This window comes from Hydrogenophaga intermedia (assembly GCF_000723405.1).
Taxonomy (GTDB): domain Bacteria; phylum Pseudomonadota; class Gammaproteobacteria; order Burkholderiales; family Burkholderiaceae_C; genus Hydrogenophaga; species Hydrogenophaga intermedia.
On record NZ_CCAE010000028.1, the window covers coordinates 1 to 16,824 of the forward strand.

Sequence of the window (16,824 nt, forward strand, 5' to 3'; positions counted from 1 at the left end):
CCAATCCCCCCCGTCTCCCATGCCCTTCGCGACCCCGCGCCGGCCCGCGTGGCGCCGCGCGCTGCACGGCCTCCTGCACACACTCTGGCCCGAGCTCCTGCTCTCCCTGCGCGCCCTGTGGCCCGCCGCGCAGACCATCGACGCACGCGAGAAATGGCGCGCCTGCATCGGCGCGGCGCTGGGCATCCTCATCGCCGGTGTGGGCGCCACCTGGCTCTCACCCGGTGGTGGCGACCACGCGCTGGCCACCGCCCTGGTGGCGCCGCTGGGCGCCAGCGCCGTGCTGGTGTTCGTCGTGCCCTCCAGCCAGCTCGCGCAGCCCTGGTCGGTGATCGGGGGCAACACGCTGTCGGCCCTGGTGGGCGTGGCCTGCGCGATCTGGGTGCCGCACGCGGCCCTGGGCGCGGCGCTGGCGGTGGGCCTGTCCATCGCGCTGATGCTGGCGCTGCGCTGCCTGCACCCGCCGGGCGGCGCGTCGGCGCTGCTGATGGTGTTGATGGGCAGCCACGACTTCGGCGTGGCGCTGCAACCCGTGCTGCTGGATTCGGCGCTGATGGTGGCCGCCGGCCTGCTCTACAACAACCTCACGCGGCGGCGCTGGCCGCACGTGCACCACCCGGCACCGGCCGAGCCGGGCGGCGCGCGCCTCACCAGCCGCGACCTGGACGCCGCGCTGGCGCACTACAACCAGGTGCTCGACATCAGCCGCGAGGACCTGCAGGACCTGATGCAGTACGCCGAGGCCGCGGCCTACCAGCGCACCATGGGTGAGCTGCGCTGCGCCGACGTGATGACGCGCGACCCGGTGACGGCGCGCGCCGAGATGCCGCTGCGCCAGGCCTGGGCGCTGATCCGCCAGCACCGCGTGAAGGCCTTGCCGGTGGTGGACCGGCAGCACCACCTGGTGGGCATCGTCACGGTGTCCGACTTCATGCGCCAGGTGGACATGGACGTGCACGAGGGCGTGAACTTCCGCCTGCGCGCGCTGCTGCGCCAGATGCACCGGCCCACGCCGCGTCACACGGTGGGCGAGATCATGACGCGCCAGGTGCGCGTGGCCAGCGCAGACCGCCCGCTGACCGAGCTGGTGCCGGTGTTCTCCGAGGGCGGGCACCGCCACCTGCCCATCATCGACGCCGAGCGCCGGCTGGTGGGCATCGTCACGCAGTCGGACCTGATCCGGGCGATGGACGCGGCGGTGCGGGGTTAGCCCCGGAGACATCCGCGCCGGACCTGCTGGGGTATGGTGCGCGTTTCGGCCCGACTTGGCCGGGCCCCTGACACCCGCTTCAGCACCACGCCCATGACCACCACCTACCCCAGCACCCAACTCCTCATCGCCAACCAGTGGGTCGACGCCGCCAGCGGCAAGACCATCGACGTGCGCAACCCGGCCACCGGCCAGGTCATCGGCACGGTGGCGCACGCCGGCATCGACGACCTGGAGCGCGCGCTGGCGGCGGCGCAGAAGGGCTTCGAGACCTGGCGCGACACCTCGGTCTACGAGCGCGCGGCCCTGATGCGCCGCGCCACCACGCTGCTGCGCGAACGCGCCGGCGACATCGCGCGCCTGCTCACGCAGGAGCAGGGCAAGCCGCTGGCCGAGGCCAAGGGCGAGATCCTCGCCGGCGCGGACATCCTCGACTGGTTCGCCGAGGAGGGCCGCCGCGTCTACGGCCGCCTGGTGCCGGGCCGCAACCTGGCCGCGCAGCAGATGGTCATCAAGGAGCCGGTGGGCCCCGTGGCGGCCTTCACGCCCTGGAACTTCCCGGTCAACCAGATCGTGCGCAAGATGGGCGCAGCGCTGGCCACGGGCTGCTCCTTCCTGTGCAAGGCGCCCGAGGAGACCCCGGCCGCGCCGGCCGCGCTGCTGCGCTGCTTCGTCGACGCCGGCCTGCCCCCCGGCGTGGTGGGCCTGGTGTTCGGCGACCCGGCCGAAATCTCCGGCCACCTGATCCCGCACCCGGTGATCCGCAAGGTCACCTTCACCGGCTCCACCGCCGTGGGCAAGCAGCTCGCGGCGCTGGCCGGGCGGCACATGAAGCGCGTGACCATGGAGCTGGGCGGCCACGCGCCGGTGATCGTGGCCGAGGACGCCGACGTGGCCCTGGCCGTGAAGGCCGCGGGCGCGGCCAAGTTCCGCAACGCGGGGCAGGTCTGCATCTCGCCCACGCGCTTCCTGGTGCACAGCAGCCTGGTGGAGGATTTTTCGCGCGCCCTCACGAGCCATGCTCAGGGCCTGAAGCTGGGCGACGGCCTGGCCGAGGGCACCACGCTGGGCCCGCTGGCCAACGCCCGCCGCGTGACGGCCATGGCCCAGGTGGTGAAGGACGCGGTCGAGCACGGCGCCGAGATCCTCACCGGCGGCGAGCGCGTGGGGGAAGCCGGCAACTTCTTCGCGCCCACCATCATTCGCCAGGTGCCGCTGGAGGCCGACTTGTTCAACAACGAGCCCTTCGGCCCGATCGCGGGCATCCGCGCGTTCGACCGGCTGGAGGACGCGATCGCCGAGGCCAACCGCCTGCCGTACGGCTTGGCAGCCTACGCGTTCACGCGCTCGTTCAAGAACGTGCAACTGCTGGCCAACCGTGTGGAAGCGGGCATGGTGTGGATCAACCAGCCGGCCACGCCCTCGGCCGAGCTGCCCTTCGGCGGCATCAAGGACTCGGGCTACGGCACCGAGGGCGGCCCCGAGGCGATGGAGGCGTACCTCAACACCAAGGCGGTGTCGGTGGTGGGGGTCTGAGCCGGCGGCGCCATCGGCCGCGACCCGATGGCGCTTGAAAATGCACTTCAGCGCATATTTCTCGACTCTCCCTGCCATTTATGCGATTGAACGCATTTTTACAACAAGACTTCCTGAAATGCGTTCCATGGCATAAATTCGCTCTCAAAGGTGAATTTATGTCTCCATACACATATTCCAGCCCCGATCCGCTCCAAACGCTGCCCGAGGTCGGTCAACGCTTCCAGGCACTGCGCAAGGCCACCGGCAAAACGCAGACGGAGGTTGCCACTGCCGCCGGCATGCGACAGGAAGCGCTGTCGCGTTTCGAGTCGGGAAGCGCCGCCGACTTTTCCCTGTCCAAGCTGCTGCGCCTGCTGCAGGTACTGGAACTCCAACTGGAGTTCAAAGCCGTCGTGCGCAGGCCCACACTCAACGACGTGCTGCACGAGGTGCGCGAGGGCCGCAACACCGGGCCGGATGCGCAATGAGCCCCGCACGGCCGCGCGAAGGTTCCCCCTTGGGCTTGAACGTCTTCGTGGACGGCGACGCCGTCGCCACGCTCGACAGCCCGGACGGCTTCGAGCACGTCATGCGCTACCTGCCCGGGGTCGAGCCTGGGCACTTCGTCTCCCTGACCATGCCCGTCGAAGGCCAAACCTTTCGCTGGCCCACCCTGCACCCCTTCTTCCAGGTCAGCCTGCCCGAAGGCTTTCTGCTGTCTGTGTTGAAGGAGCAGTTGGGGCCGCACCTGGGTGCCAGGCCGCTTGACCTGCTGTCGGTGGTCGGCCACAACCTCATTGGTCGCGTGCAGGTGAGTGCAGGGCAGCGGCCCCAGCCCGAACTGGCCGCGACAGACCTGAAACCGCTGCTGCATGGAGAGGCCTCGCACAAGGTCTTTCTGGAGCTGATGAGCCGCTTCGCGGCCTCGGGCGTGTCCGGCGTGGTGCCCAAGTTCCTCAGCCCCGATACCGAGGCCTTGTTCCGCAAGGGAACCGTCGCGACCGAACGGCACATCGTGAAGGCTGGCTCCGATCACCAGCCCTTCATCGCGCTCAACGAACACCTGTGCATGGAAGCGGCCCGACGCTCGGGCGTGCCCGCCGCCGCGACGATGGTGTCCGATGATGGTCAGGTGCTGGTGGTCGAACGATTCGACGTGGATCCGGCGACCGGCCAGCGCAAGGGTTTCGAGGATTTCTGCAGCCTGCTGGGCCTGCCGCCCGAGCAGAAGTACGAATCGACCTGGGAGCGCGTGGCCCGGCTGGTCCGCGACTATGTGCCCGCGGACCGCCAACGCGCCTCCAACGAGCGCCTGGCCGTCACGCTGCTGCTGACCTATGCGCTGGGCAACGCGGACTGCCACACCAAGAACCTGGGTTTTCTCTACACCGGCCTGCAGGACGTGGAGGTGGCGCCCGTCTACGACATGCTCACCATCCTGGCCTACGACCGCTACGCAGACAACCCGCCGGGCATGTACCTGGATGGTCGCAAACGCTGGGATGCGACCAAGGCCCTGTGGCGCTACCTGCAGCAGCAACTGGGCTTCGAGCCCGCCGCCCAGCGCGCGCTGGTCGACCGCGTGTGCACCGCCGTCGATGGGGTGGTGCCGGATCTCAAGCACCACATCCGTCACACGCAAGGTTTCGCACCCGTGGGCCTGCGCATGCTGTGGGAGTGGAACGAGGGCATGAAGCGCCTGAGCGAGCGACGCACCTTCGGCCTGCCGGACTGGGTCGAGACCGCGGCAGCAGAGGATCTGCCCCGACCGGCACCGGCGGAAAAGTACGCCACGCCCCGACTCGGCGAATCACCGCTGATGGCGCCGCGGCCCCGCAAGCGGCGCGCGCGCCCGGCCTCGTGACGGAACTTCCGCTTCCCACACAAGGCCCGAGCCTTGCTGGGCATGCCCGCAACGCCCTCAGCTCACCACCGCCAGCACCACGTCCGAGGCCTTGATCAGCGCCGTGGCCTCGGCGCCGGGCGACAGGCCCAGCTCGGCCACCGCGCCCTGCGGTACCACGGCCACCACCTCGACGCCACCCTCGGCGCGCAGCACCACTTCGGCGTTGACCGCGCCGGGCGTCACCGACGCCACGCGGCCTTCGATGCGGTTGCGTGCCGAGACACGCGCCCCCGTCAGGTCCACCGCCAGCATCACGGCCGATGACTTGATCAGCACGATCACCGCCATCTGCGGGCGCAGCGCCAGCGACTCGGTGCTGGCGCGCGTGACGGTGGCGGCCAGGCACTGACCGCCGGGCAGGGCGACTTCGATGTCGTCGTTCACCGCACCGGCGCGCACCGCCGTGACGGTGCCCAACCACTGGTTGCGTGCGCTGGTCTTCATGTTGAGCACCTTCAGCAGGGAGAACTCCTGGTCCAGGTCCATCGCGCCCTGTTCGATGAGCCCTAGAAAGCGCTGGTGCACCGCGTGCACCTGTTCGTAGCGCGCGATCAGGCGCTGGCCGAAATCGGTGATCTTCGTGGCGCCACCGCCCTTGCCACCGATGCTGCGCTCCACCACGGGCTGGTTGGCGCGTTGATTCATGGTGTCGATGGCGTCCCAGGCGGCCTTGTAGCTCATGCCGAAGGCCTTGGCGGCCTGGGTGATGGAGCCGTGTTCGGCCACGGCGCGCAGCAACTCGATGCGGCCATGGCCGGCGAGGCTTGCGCCACCGGCCGACAGCCAGAGCGCGCCGTGCACCTCCAGCGGGTTTTTGCTCCTGCGTTTGTTCGTCGCCATCGTGGCTGCTCCTGCGGCCCTCGGGCCCGCGGCGAGGATATCAGCGGCTTGCCAGGACAGTGCCGCAGGCCACGGTGCGGCCGGCGTCCAGGCAGACCACGTCCTGGGCCAGGTGGCGCACGTCGTCGTCGTCGTGCGTGATCAGCAGCAGCGGCAGTTGCAGCTCGGCCTGCAGGTCCTTCAGTTCATCGCGCAGGCGCTGGCGCAAGCCCTTGTCCAGGGCGGCGAAGGGTTCGTCCAGCAGCAGCGCCGTGGGCCGCGACACCAGGGCGCGCGCCAGCGCCGTGCGCTGGCGCTGGCCGCCCGAGATCTGGTGCAGGTGGTGCCCGGCCACCGCGTTCAGGCCGAAGCTGGTGAGCCAGCGGTCCACGTCGGTGTTCGCTTCGTCCTTCGACGGGTTGCGCAGGCCCTGGCGCACCGCGAAGGCCACGTTCTGGCGCACCGTGAGGTGCGGGAACAGCGCGTAGTCCTGGAACATGTAGGCCAGGTGGCGCTGCTGCGCGGTGGTGCGCACGCCGCGTTCGCTGTCGAACAGCACGCGGCCGGCCACGGCGATGCGGCCCCGATCGGGCGCCAGGATGCCGGCGACCATCTTGAGCGTCAGCGTCTTGCCCGCGCCCGAGGGACCGAACAGCACCACGCGCTGCGCGGACGACTGGAAGCTCACGTCCACGTCGAAGCGCGAGTCGCCTTGCCGCAAGGTTTTCTGCAGGGACAGGTCCCAGATCATGGCCGCGTCCCCATCAGCGCGCCGCCACCCGGCCCGGCACCAGCCTGCCGGCACCCAGCAGCACCGCCAGGCACACGACCGAGGTGACCACCACCAGGAAATTGGCCGTGCCGTCCTGCCCCGCCTGCACCGCTTCGTAGACGGCGATGGAGAGCGTCTGCGTCTTGCCGACGATGCTGCCCGCCACCATGAGCGTGGCGCCGAACTCGCCCAGCGCGCGCGCGAAAGCGAGCAGCAGGCCGGCGAGGATGCCGCGCCAGGCCAGTGGCAGCGTCACGCGAAAGAAGATGGCCCATTCGCCGATGCCCAGCGTGCGCGCCGCGTCTTCGAACTGCGGGTCCACCGTCTCGAAGGCGGCGCGCGCGGCCTTGAACACCAGCGGAAAGGCCACGATGGTGGCCGCGATGATGGCCGCCTCCACCGTGAAGATGAGCCGGATGCCGAAGTGCTGCAGCAGCCAGGCGCCCAGCACGCCCTGGCTGCCAATGACCACGAGCAGGTAGTAGCCCAGCACGGTGGGCGGCATCACCAGGGGCAGGGTGAGCGCGGCGTCCAGCACGTCGCGGCCGGGGAAGCGCCCGCGCGCCAGCGCATAGCCCACCGCCGTGCCCAACAGCAGGTTGAGCGCGGTCGCCCAGCCCGCCACCTTCAGGGTGAGGACCAGCGGGATCCAGGCGTCGGCCACGACAGAACCTGCGGCGAACGTTCAGGGCTTGCCGAAGCCGTACTTCGACAGCACGGCCTGCGCGGGCGGCGTGAACAGGAACTCGACGAACTTCTCGCCCATGGCGGCGTTGGGGCCCGCGGGCAGCGGCGCCACGGGGTAGAGGATGGGCTTGGGCGTGGGCACGGTCAGCGCCACCTTGACCTTGTCGGCCATCAGCGCCGCGTCGGTGGAATAGACGAAGCCGGCGTCGACCTCGGCGCGCTGCACGTAATCCAGCGCCTGGCGCACGTTGGTGGCGCCCACCATCTTGGGTTCGATGGCGCCCCACAGCTTGGCGCCTTCGAGCACGCTCTTGGTGTAACGGCCCACCGGCACGCTGGCGGGCAGGCCGATGGCGATCCTGCCGTAGGCGGGTTGGGTCAGGTCGGCCACCGCCGCCGGCACCTTGGTGCTGGCGCCGGGCACGATGACCACCAGGCTGTTGGAGACGAAATCGCGCCGCTGCGCGGGTTTGACGAGGTTCTGCGCCTGCGCCTGGTCCATGGTGTCCTGGTCGGCGCTGGCGAACACGTCGGCCGGCGCGCCCTTGGCGATCTGCTGCAGCAGCACGCCCGAGGCCGCAAAGTTGAGCTGCACCTTGGTGCCGGGGTGGGCGGCCTCGAACAAGGGGGCGATGTCCTTGAAGGCGTTGGTGAGGCTGGCGGCGGCGGAGACAGTGAGGTCGGCCGCCTGGGCGGCGACGGACAGGCCAGCCGCGAGGAACAGGGCCAGCGTGCGGATCGGGCGAAGCGGCATGGTGGGACTCCAGTCGGTAGCGCTATATCTTAGCGAATATAGCGAGCCGTTCGTCCGGCGCAACGCGGCGCGTCGGTGACGTTCAGCTTTCTGAACGTCACCGGACCAATGCCTCACGCAAGTGATTGATTCAAAAGGCGATGACGTCCACGAATCGCGCGGCATGGCGATTGCGAAGCGGGTGACGGGGCTCTTTTCCCCGCCCGCCCATGTCGCTCACTTCGCTCGTCCTCACCGCCCTGTTGTCCGCGCCCCTGTTGTGGGCGCTGCTGCGCTGGCGCGCGCCGCTGGCCGCGCTGGCCTGGCTGCTGCCGGCCGCGCTGTGCGCGGGCTTCGCCGGCCTGCTGCCCGAGGTGCTGGCCAATGGCGCGCGCGTGGAAGTCACGCCCTGGATCCCCAGCCTGGGCGTCGCGCTGGCGCTGCGGGCGGACGGCCTGTCCCTGCTGTCCGCGCTGCTGATCACGGGCATCGGCACGTTCATCTTCCTGTACGCGGCGCGCTACCTCGCGGGGCACGCGGACATCGCGCGCTTCTTCGCGCGGCTCACGCTGTTCATGGGCGCCATGCTGGGCGCCGTGCTGGCCGACGACCTGATCGTGCTGCTGGTGTTCTGGGAGCTGACCAGCCTGGCGTCCTTCCTGCTGATCGGCTTCACGCCCGAACAGGCGGCCTCGCGCCGCTCGGCGCAGCAAGGGCTGTTGATCACGGTGGGCGGGGGCCTGGCGCTGCTGGCCGGCGCCATCCTGCTGGGGCAGGCCGCAGGGACGTTCCGGATCTCGGAGATCCTGGCCATGGAGGGCCTGGCCACGCACCCGCACGCCGCCTGGGTGATCGCGCTGGTCGCCCTGGGCGCCTTCGCCAAATCCGCCCAGGTGCCGCTGCACGCCTGGTTGCCCAACGCCATGGTGGCGCCCACGCCGGTGTCGGCTTTCCTGCACTCGGCCACCATGGTCAAGCTGGGCGTGTACCTGCTGGCGCGCCTGAACCCGGTGTTCGGCGAGCACGCGCTGTGGACCGGCCTGCTGCTCACCACGGGCCTGGCCACCATGCTCACGGGCGCATTGCTGTCGCTGCGCGAGACGGACCTCAAGCGCGTGCTGGCGTATTCCACGGTGGTGTCGCTCGGCACCCTGGTCACGCTGATCGCGCTGCCGCACCCGCTGGCGGCCACGGCCATGGTGGCCTTCCTCATCGTGCACGCGCTGTACAAGGCCTGCCTGTTCATGGTCGCGGGCATCGTGGACCACGAGGCCGGCACGCGCGACAGCACGCAGCTCGGCGGCCTGGCGCGGCGCATGCCGCTGACGGCCGCCACCGCGTTGCTGGCGGGCCTGTCGATGGCGGGGCTGCCGCCCTTCGTGGGCTTCGTGGCCAAGGAGCTGGTGTACGAGGCGCAGCTCAGCGCCACCGCGTCCTGGCTGCCGGTGGCCATCGCCATCCTGGCCAATGCGGTGATGGTGGCGGTGGCCGGCGTGGTGACGGTGCGCGCTTTCTGGGGCCCCCTGCGCCCCACGCCGCAGACGCCACACGACCCGCCACTGGCGATGGGGATCGGCCCCGCGCTGCTGGCCGCGCTGGGCCTGCTGCTGGGTCTGGCGCCCGGCCTGGCCGGCGCTCTGGTGCAGGCCGCGGCGAGCGCCGTGGCCGGCCACCCCACCGAGACGACGCTGTCGCTGTGGCACGGCCTCACGCCCATGCTGGTGCTCAGCGCGTTCACCTTGGCGCTGGGCGTGGCCATCTACCGGGGCTGGAACCGCCTGCACCGCGCCCTGGCGGCGCGCGAGGCCATCGCCACGCACGGCCCCGACGCGGGCTACGACCGCGCCATGTCCGCCCTGCAGGCGCTGGCGCGCTGGCAGACGGAGGGCATCCAGTCGGGCAGCCTGCGCCGCTACCTGGGCGCCACGCTGGTGGTGGTGGGCGGGGCGGTGGGCCTCGCGCTGTTCGCGCGCGGCGCGCTGGCCTGGCCGTCGCTGCGGGGTGCGCTGTCGCTGTACGCCTTGTTGCCGGCCTTGCTGTTGCTGGCGGCCTGGGCCGTGGTGCGCGCACACGGCTTCCTGCGCGGCATCGTGGCGGCGGGCATGGTCGGCTTCGGGCTGGCGCTGGTGTTCCTGTTCCACGGCGCGCCGGACCTGGCGTTCACGCAGTTCTCGGTGGAGGCGGTGGCCATCGTGGTGCTGCTGGCGATCGCCGGGCGCATGCCCTTCGCGCGCGAGGACGCGCGCACCGCGCCGCAGCGCCGGGTGGACGCGGCCATCGCCATCGGCTTCGGCGCGGTGGCCTCGCTGCTGCTGCTGTCGGTGCTGGCCACGCCGTTCGACGAGCGCCTGTCCGATTTCTTCCGCGCCGCGAGCGTGCCCGAAGCGCACGGCCGCAACCTGGTGAACGTGATCATCGTGGACTTCCGCGCGCTGGACACGCTGGGCGAGATCACGGTGCTGGCGCTGGCGGCGCTGGCCGCGGCCGCCGCGCTGGCGGGCACGCGACGCTCGCGTGGCACCACACCTTCGCCCGATGAAGAGGAGGGCGCCGCATGAACTCCCCCATCCTGACCGTGGCCGGACGGATGCTGTTGCCCCTGGCCCTGCTGTTCTCGCTGTACCTGCTCTGGCGCGGTCACAACGAGCCCGGTGGCGGCTTCGTGGGCGGGCTGGTGGCGGCGGCCGGCTTCACGGTGCACGCGCTGCCGCGCGGGCGCGCGGCCCTGCTGAAGGCGCTGCGCTGGCCGCCCGCCTCGATCGCCGGTGTCGGCCTCCTGCTGGCCCTGGCCTCGGGCCTGCCCGCGCTGTTCGCGCAGGCGCCGTTCCTCACGCACCAGTGGCGGTTCTGGGACAACGGCTTCGCGCTGGGCACGACGCTGGTGTTCGACATCGGCGTCTACCTCGCCGTGCTGGGCGCGGTGTGCGCCTTCGTGGGCTACTACCTCGGCGAGGAGGCCGAACACTGATGGAAACCCTCTACGCCCTGAGCTTCGGCGCCCTGCTCGCCGCCGCGCTGTACCTGCTCATGTCGCGGCAACTGCTGCGCATGGTGCTGGGGCTGCTGCTGCTGGGCAACGCGGTGAACCTGGCCATCTTCGTGGCGGGGCGCCTGTCGTCAAACACACCTCCTTTGGTGCCCGAGGGAGCCCTGGGCATCGCCACCAGCGCCAACCCCCTGCCGCAGGCGCTGATCCTCACCGCCATCGTCATCTCCTTCTCGCTCGTGGCCTACACCGTGGTGCTGTTCGAGCGCGCCCACCGCGCCCTGGGCACGCTGGACCCCGACGCCATGCGCGAGGCCGAGCCGCGCGCGGAGCACGGCACATGACGCCGCACCTGCTGCTCACCCTGCCCGTGGCCATCCCCCTGGCCACGCTGGCCCTGTGCGCACTGCTGCAACGCAGGCCCGCGTTGCAGCGCGCCATCAGCCTGCTCGGTAGCGCCGGGCTGCTCATCGCCAGTGGCCTGCTGCTGCGCGCCGTGTTCGACGGCACTGTGCTTGCCACGCAGTTCGGCCGCTGGCCCGCGCCCTTCGGCATCAGCTTCGTCGCCGATCGTTTCGCCGCCGCCATGGTGGTCATCACCGGCCTGATGGCCGTGGCGGTGTCGGTCTACGCCCTGGCCAGCGGCGCGAAGGAGCGCGAGCGCGCGTGGTTCCACCCGCTGTACCACGGCCTGCTGCTGGGCGTCACCGGCGCCTTCCTCACGGGCGACATCTTCAACCTCTACGTGTGGTTCGAGATCATGCTCATCGCGTCCTTCGGCCTGCTGGTGCAGGGCGGCACGCGCGCGCAGCTCGACGCCGGCGTGAAGTACGTGGTGCTCAACCTGCTGGTCACCACGCTGTTCCTGCTGGGCGTGGGCCTGCTCTACGGCCTCACGGGCACGCTCAACATGGCGGACCTGTCGCTGGCGCTGCCGCAGGTGCCCAACCAGGGCCTGGTGGGCACGCTGGCCCTGCTGTTCCTGCTGGCCTTCGGCGCCAAGGCCGCGGTGTTCCCGCTGTTCTTCTGGTTGCCGGCCGCGTACCACACGGCCAGCGCGCCGGTGGTGGCCATCTTCGCGGCGCTGCTCACCAAGGTGGGCGTGTACGCCATCCTGCGTTGCTTCACGCTGGTGTTTGGCGGCACGCTGGATTTCATCGGTCCCATCGTGGGCGTGCTGGCCGCGCTGACGATGGTCACGGGCGTGCTGGGCGCGGCCGCGCACTACGACGTGCGGCGCATCCTGTCCTTTCACATCATCAGTCAGATCGGCTACATGCTGGTAGGCCTGGCCGTGGCCACGCCGCTGGCGATCGCGGGCGCCATCCTGTACGTGCTGCACCACATCGTGGTCAAGGCCAACCTGTTCCTGATCGCGGGCGCCATCCGCCTGGCCGGCGGGTCGCACGACCTGAAGCGCATCGGCGGCCTGCACCGCAGCGCGCCGATGCTGGCGCTGCTGTTCGTGGTGCCCGCGCTCTCGCTGGCGGGCTTGCCGCCGCTGTCGGGCTTCTGGGCCAAGTTTCTGGTGATCCGCTCGAGCCTTGAGGCCGGCCACGTGGCGCTGGCCGTGGTGGCGCTGGTGGTGGGCGCGCTCACGCTGTACTCGATGCTCAAGATCTGGAACGAGGCCTTCTGGAAGGCGCCGGGCGAGCGGTCGATGCGAGCCGCGAGCGAATGGCGCGCCCACGGCGCTTCGCGCGCGGCGCTGCTGCTGCCCATTGCCGCGCTGGCCGCCATCACGCTGACGATCGGCTTGTGGACCGAGCCCTTCGTCGACTTCTCGATCCGTGCGGCCGAACAGATGCTGGGCCGCGAGGCCTACGTGCAGGCCGTGCTGGGCGCGCAGGCGCCCGCCGCGCCGCTCCCCGTGTCCTTGCCCGAAGGAGTTGCCCCATGAACCTGTGGCTGAAACGCGCACGCGCCTGGCTGGTGCTGGCCGGCCTGTTCGCGCGCGAACTCGTGCTGTCGGTGAACGACGTGCTCAAGGCGGTGCTGCGGCCCTCGCGCGTGCAGCGCAGCGGCATCGTCGCCGTGCCCTTGAGCCTGCGCGACGACGCCTCGATCGCGTTGCTGGCCAACCTGGTGACGCTCACACCGGGCACCACCAGCCTGCATGTGTCGGACGACAAGGGCGTGCTCTACGTGCACGCCATGAACCTGGGCGACGACACGGTCGCGCAGATCCAGAGCGGCTTCGAGCGCCGCGTGAAGGAGTGCCTGGAATGAACGAAACCCTTTTTGATGGCGTGCTGGTGATCAGCGCGCTGCTGCTGGCCGGCGCGGTGCTGGCCGCGGGCGTGCGCATCGTGCGCGGGCCGGCCGCGGCCGACCGCGTGATCGCGCTGGACATGCTGGGCTTGATCGGCGTGGCCGCCGCCGGTCTGGCCGCGCTGGTCTCGGGGGCGCCTGCCTTCGTGGACGTCGCCCTGGGCGTGGCGCTGGTGGGCTTCCTGGCCACCGTGGCTTTCGCGGGCTTCATCGCGCGCGGCGCGCGGCAAGAGGAGGAGCGGCCATGAACGAGTGGATCGGATCCGTGCTGCTGCTGGGCGGCGCGCTGCTGTGCCTGTTCGCGGCGCTGGGCGTGCTGCGCCTGCCTGACTTCTTCATGCGCATGCACGCCGCCACCAAGGCCGGCGTGGCCGGCAGCGGCCTGGTGTTGCTGGGCGTGGCCGCGCTGCATGGCGACGCGGGGACCTGGATCAAGGCCGCACTGGCGGTGCTGTTCCTGCTGCTCACCACGCCAGTGGCCGGTCACCTCATCGGGCGAGCGGGTTACCTCAGCGGCGTGCCCCTGTGGCGCGGCACGCGGGAGGACGCGCTGGCCGGCGTGCTGCCGCGCGGCGGCCTCGACGAAGCACACCCGAGCGACGACGCACCGGTGCGCCGCGTGCTGCTGGCGCTGGCGGCCGGGCCGCACATCGACAAGGCGATCGCGCAGTCGGTGGCGCTGGCACGCCGCCACGGGGCCGAACTGTGCGGCGTGGCGGTGATCGATCTGCCACGGCTGCAGAACGTGGGACCGGTGCCGATCGGTGCCGGTTGGCACGCGCAGCGCATGCGCGAGAACCGCATCGCGCAGGCGCGCCGCGCGGCGGCCGACGTGATCGAGCGCTTCGAGGCGGCGGCGCGCGCCAGCGGCCTGCGCTGGAGCACCCAGCTGGAGGAGGGCCGCCCGCGCGCCGTGCTGCGCGCCTGCTGCGACGAAACCACGCTGATGACGGTCGCCGCCGAAGGCTGGTTCGATCAGGGCGTGCTGGACCTGCGCGTGGACGTCGCCGGCCGCCTGGACCTGCCGGGCCTGCGGCCTTTGCGCGTGCTGCGCTGAACGCGGGCCTACGATCGGGCCCATGCCCCGATCGCCCATGACCCGCTGGATCACCCGACTGCCCATGACCGCGCGCCTGTCCCTGGCGGTGGTGGCCGTCATCCTGGTGACCGCCCTGGGCACCACGCAGATCGCGATGCAGGGCCTGTTGCGGCAGGTGGAGCGCCAGATCGAGCGCACGGGACAGATCTACCTCGACGGCCTGGCCGCGGCGCTGCTGCCGCCCGTGATGGCGAACGACGGCGCGGGCATCGAGCGCGCGCTGGACGAGGCCCTGCGAATGCACCAGGGCCTGGTGGACCGGCACCTGTTCCTGCTCGACGGGACGGGACAGCCGCTGGCCCGGGCCGACCGCGCCGGCCTGCACGACGTGCCACTGCCCGACGCCGTGACGGAGATGCCGCAGGGCGACCAGATCGACATCGACGACCGCAGCTACTGGGTGTGGCGCCCGCTGAGCGACGACCGCCTGAGCGCCGGCGGCCAGGCGGGCGCGCTGACGGTGGTGGCCAACCTGGACCTGACCGACTACGTGGCCGAACGCCAGCGGCTGTGGTGGCGCGTGGTGCTGTTCAATTTGGGCTTGGGCGTGGTGTGCGCCGCGCTGGGCGTGCTGGTGATGCGCCGCCTGCAGCGCCCGCTGGACCTGCTCACGCGGCACCTGCAGCGCACCGGCGAGGCCGGGCCCGAGCCCGTGGCCGAGGCGCTCATCCCGCCCAACGACGGTGAGAACGCGCGTCTGCTGCGCGCCTACAACCGCATGGCCGGCGCGGCACGCGAGCGCGAGGCCCTGATCACCCGCATGGCCGAGCAGGAACGCGAGGCCGTGCTGGGCCGCTTGTCCGCCACGCTGGCGCATGAGGTGCGCAATCCCCTGGCCGGCGTGCTCACCGCCGTCGACACGCTGCGTCGATTCGGCGAGCGACCCGAGACGCGTGCCGAAGCGCTGGACTTCATGGAGCGCGGCCTGCGCGTGCTCGGCGGCGTGGTGGACGCGACCCTGGCCACGCACCGCCCGGTCGATGGCGCGCTCGCCTTCGGCCCGCAGGACCTCGAAGACGTGCGCCGCCTGCTCACGCCTCAGGCGCGCCGGGCCGGCGTAGCGCTGGTGCTCGATTCCACGTTGGCGCACACGGTGCCGCTGGCCGGCGGGGAAGTGCGCCAGGTGCTGCTGAACCTGCTGCTCAACGCCATCCAGGCCTCGGCGGCTGGCACGCGCGTCACGCTGCGCTGCGAGGCGCGCGCCGACCACCTGTGGCTGGAGGTGATCGACGAGGGCGCGGGCCTGCCCGGGCCGCTGGCCGCGAGCCTGGAGCGGGGCGAGGCCCCCGCACCTGGCGCGGGCCTGGGGGTGGCGGTGGTGGTGCGCCTGGTGCAGCGGCTGCGCGGGCGCGTGGCGGTGCGGGCACACTCGGGTCAGGGCACTCGCATCGCGCTCGAACTGCCGTTCGATGACGTCCCTGCCGACGACGCTTCCACGCCATGACCGCCGCCCCCTCCGCCATCCACGTGCTGCTGATCGAGGACGACTCCGTGCTCGGCGGCGCGCTGGTGCAGCGCCTGCGGCTTGAGGGTTTCCATGTGAGCCACGCCAGCGACGGCGAGCAGGCCCTGAGCGCCTTGCGCCGCCAGCGGCCCGACTTCGTGCTGAGCGACATCCGCCTGCCCGACGGCTCGGGTGAGGACCTGTACCGCCGCGCCTTGCCCTACCTCGGGCGAACGCCCATCGTCTTCGCCACCGCCTTCGCCGATGTGGGCCAGGCCGTGCGCCTGGTGCGCGCGGGCGCCGACGACTACCTCACCAAGCCCTTCGATGTCGATGCGCTGGTCGAGCGCATCCGAGCGCTGGTGCCGGCGGCGGCCGGCGAAGGACCGACCCTGGGCTTCGGCCTGTCGCCCGCCACCGCGCGCCTGGCCGCCGACCTGGAGCGACTGGCAGCGCGCGACGTGCCCGTGCTGCTGCTGGGCGAGACCGGCGTGGGCAAGGAAGTGGCGGCGCGCCGCCTGCACGAGGCCTCGGCGCGCGCGAACGGGCCCTTCGTGGCGGTGAACTGCGGTGCCGTGCCGCGAGAACTGATGGAGAGTCAGTTCTTCGGCCACGAGCGCGGTGCCTTCACGGGCGCCAGCGGCGCGCACGTGGGCTGGTTCGAGGAAGCCGCGGGCGGCACGCTGTTCCTGGACGAGATCGGCGAGCTCGACCCGCGACTGCAGACGGCCTTGCTGCGCGTGCTGCAGGACGGGCATTTCCGCCGCCTGGGCGCGCGCCAGGACCAGCGCTTCAGCGGCCGCGTGGTGGCCGCCACCAACGCCGACCTGGGCGCGCGCATCGCCGAGCGCGCTTTCCGCGAGGATCTGTACTACCGCCTGGCCGTGGTGGAGCTGCGCGTGCCGCCGCTGCGCGAACGCCCGGACGAGGTGCTGCCGCTGGCGCGCGGCCTGCTCCAGCAGGCGACCGAGCGCCAGGGTCTGGCCACGCCCGCCTTGTCCGGCGAGACCGAGGCCGCGCTGCGCGCGCACGACTGGCCCGGCAATGTGCGCGAGTTGCGCAACCGCATCGAACGCGCCGTGGCCCTGTGCGACGGCCATACCCTGGGCGCGGGCGACCTCTTCCCGGAGCGCGCGCTCGACGAGCCGGGTCCCGCGGCCACGCTGGCCGATGCGCGCGAACGCGCGGAGCTGGCGCAGATCGAGCGCGCGCTGGAGCAGTCGGGTGGGCGCCTGGCCGAGGCCGCGCAGCGCCTGGGCATCTCCCGCACCACGCTGTGGAAGCGGCGCAAGAAGCTGACGGGGGACGAGGGCGGTTCGTCGAACAGTTGACCGGCCGGCTTGGCGGAACTTCACGCGCCGTTCTGGCCCTAGACTCGA

General features: G+C 71.5%; 17 protein-coding genes. 13 read left to right on the forward strand and 4 right to left on the reverse strand.

The features are described from left to right. Positions 1-19 precede the first annotated feature (19 nt). From BN948_RS15670 to BN948_RS15685, 4 genes are all read left to right on the forward strand, one after another. Complete coding sequence (locus BN948_RS15670; protein WP_009519472.1) at positions 20-1,210, forward strand: HPP family protein; 1,191 nt, start codon at positions 20-22, stop codon at positions 1,208-1,210. 93 nt (positions 1,211-1,303) lie between these two features. After that, on the forward strand, positions 1,304-2,746 hold the full coding sequence (locus tag BN948_RS15675) for an NAD-dependent succinate-semialdehyde dehydrogenase (RefSeq protein WP_009519471.1): 1,443 nt from the start codon (positions 1,304-1,306) through the stop codon (positions 2,744-2,746). Positions 2,747-2,904: 158 nt separating this feature from the next. Beyond that, entirely contained in the window at positions 2,905-3,216 is a 312-nt protein-coding gene (locus tag BN948_RS15680) for a helix-turn-helix domain-containing protein (protein ID WP_009519469.1), read from the forward strand. Beyond that, positions 3,213-4,592 (forward strand): type II toxin-antitoxin system HipA family toxin, encoded by a 1,380-nt coding sequence (locus BN948_RS15685; RefSeq protein ID WP_009519468.1) that lies wholly within the window; start codon positions 3,213-3,215, stop codon positions 4,590-4,592. Before BN948_RS15680 ends, BN948_RS15685 begins: the two co-directional genes overlap by 4 nt. Positions 4,593-4,649: 57 nt before the next feature. Here the strand turns inward: BN948_RS15685 and BN948_RS15690 are convergent, their stop codons facing one another. Genes BN948_RS15690 through modA form a run of 4 tightly spaced genes read right to left on the reverse strand, consistent with a single transcriptional unit; the run spans position 4,650 to position 7,666 of the window. Beyond that, a complete protein-coding gene (locus tag BN948_RS15690; RefSeq protein WP_035622486.1) occupies positions 4,650-5,474 on the reverse strand; it encodes a TOBE domain-containing protein in 825 nt (274 codons plus the stop codon). Between the two features lie 40 nt (positions 5,475-5,514). Then, positions 5,515-6,204: a sulfate/molybdate ABC transporter ATP-binding protein gene (locus BN948_RS15695; RefSeq protein ID WP_009519464.1), complete on the reverse strand. Its 690-nt coding sequence runs from the start codon at positions 6,202-6,204 to the stop codon at positions 5,515-5,517. A 13-nt stretch (positions 6,205-6,217) separates the two neighbouring features. Beyond that, positions 6,218-6,889: a molybdate ABC transporter permease subunit gene (gene modB, locus BN948_RS15700; RefSeq protein ID WP_009519463.1), complete on the reverse strand. Its 672-nt coding sequence runs from the start codon at positions 6,887-6,889 to the stop codon at positions 6,218-6,220. Between the two features lie 21 nt (positions 6,890-6,910). Further along, a complete protein-coding gene (gene modA, locus BN948_RS15705) occupies positions 6,911-7,666 on the reverse strand; it encodes a molybdate ABC transporter substrate-binding protein (protein WP_009519462.1) in 756 nt (251 codons plus the stop codon). A 209-nt stretch (positions 7,667-7,875) separates the two neighbouring features. On the opposite strand from modA, the gene mbhE reads away from it, so the two are divergent. From mbhE to BN948_RS15750, 9 genes are read left to right on the forward strand one after another with little or no spacing between them, the layout of a single operon-like run. Then, positions 7,876-10,203 (forward strand): hydrogen gas-evolving membrane-bound hydrogenase subunit E, encoded by a 2,328-nt coding sequence (gene mbhE / locus BN948_RS15710; RefSeq protein ID WP_009519461.1) that lies wholly within the window; start codon positions 7,876-7,878, stop codon positions 10,201-10,203. Continuing rightward, entirely contained in the window at positions 10,200-10,613 is a 414-nt protein-coding gene (locus BN948_RS15715; protein WP_009519460.1) for a Na(+)/H(+) antiporter subunit B, read from the forward strand. The genes mbhE and BN948_RS15715 overlap by 4 nt, the downstream gene beginning before the upstream one ends. After that, a complete protein-coding gene (locus tag BN948_RS15720) occupies positions 10,613-10,975 on the forward strand; it encodes an NADH-quinone oxidoreductase subunit K (protein WP_009519459.1) in 363 nt (120 codons plus the stop codon). The genes BN948_RS15715 and BN948_RS15720 overlap by 1 nt, the downstream gene beginning before the upstream one ends. Then, complete coding sequence (locus tag BN948_RS15725; RefSeq protein WP_009519458.1) at positions 10,972-12,531, forward strand: Na+/H+ antiporter subunit D; 1,560 nt, start codon at positions 10,972-10,974, stop codon at positions 12,529-12,531. Before BN948_RS15720 ends, BN948_RS15725 begins: the two co-directional genes overlap by 4 nt. Then, complete coding sequence (locus tag BN948_RS15730) at positions 12,528-12,860, forward strand: Na+/H+ antiporter subunit E (protein WP_009519457.1); 333 nt, start codon at positions 12,528-12,530, stop codon at positions 12,858-12,860. Before BN948_RS15725 ends, BN948_RS15730 begins: the two co-directional genes overlap by 4 nt. Then, positions 12,857-13,150 carry an MrpF/PhaF family protein gene (locus BN948_RS15735; RefSeq protein WP_009519456.1) on the forward strand — a complete coding sequence of 98 codons (294 nt, stop codon included), beginning with the start codon at positions 12,857-12,859 and terminating at the stop codon, positions 13,148-13,150. The genes BN948_RS15730 and BN948_RS15735 overlap by 4 nt, the downstream gene beginning before the upstream one ends. After that, entirely contained in the window at positions 13,147-13,959 is an 813-nt protein-coding gene (mnhG, locus tag BN948_RS25740) for a monovalent cation/H(+) antiporter subunit G (RefSeq protein ID WP_009519455.1), read from the forward strand. The genes BN948_RS15735 and mnhG overlap by 4 nt, the downstream gene beginning before the upstream one ends. A 22-nt stretch (positions 13,960-13,981) precedes the next feature. Next, positions 13,982-15,445, forward strand: a complete 1,464-nt coding sequence (locus BN948_RS15745) for a sensor histidine kinase (protein WP_138820170.1) — start codon at positions 13,982-13,984, stop codon at positions 15,443-15,445. Beyond that, positions 15,442-16,776, forward strand: a complete 1,335-nt coding sequence (locus BN948_RS15750) for a sigma-54-dependent transcriptional regulator (protein WP_009519453.1) — start codon at positions 15,442-15,444, stop codon at positions 16,774-16,776. Before BN948_RS15745 ends, BN948_RS15750 begins: the two co-directional genes overlap by 4 nt. The last annotated feature ends 48 nt before the right edge of the window (positions 16,777-16,824 follow it).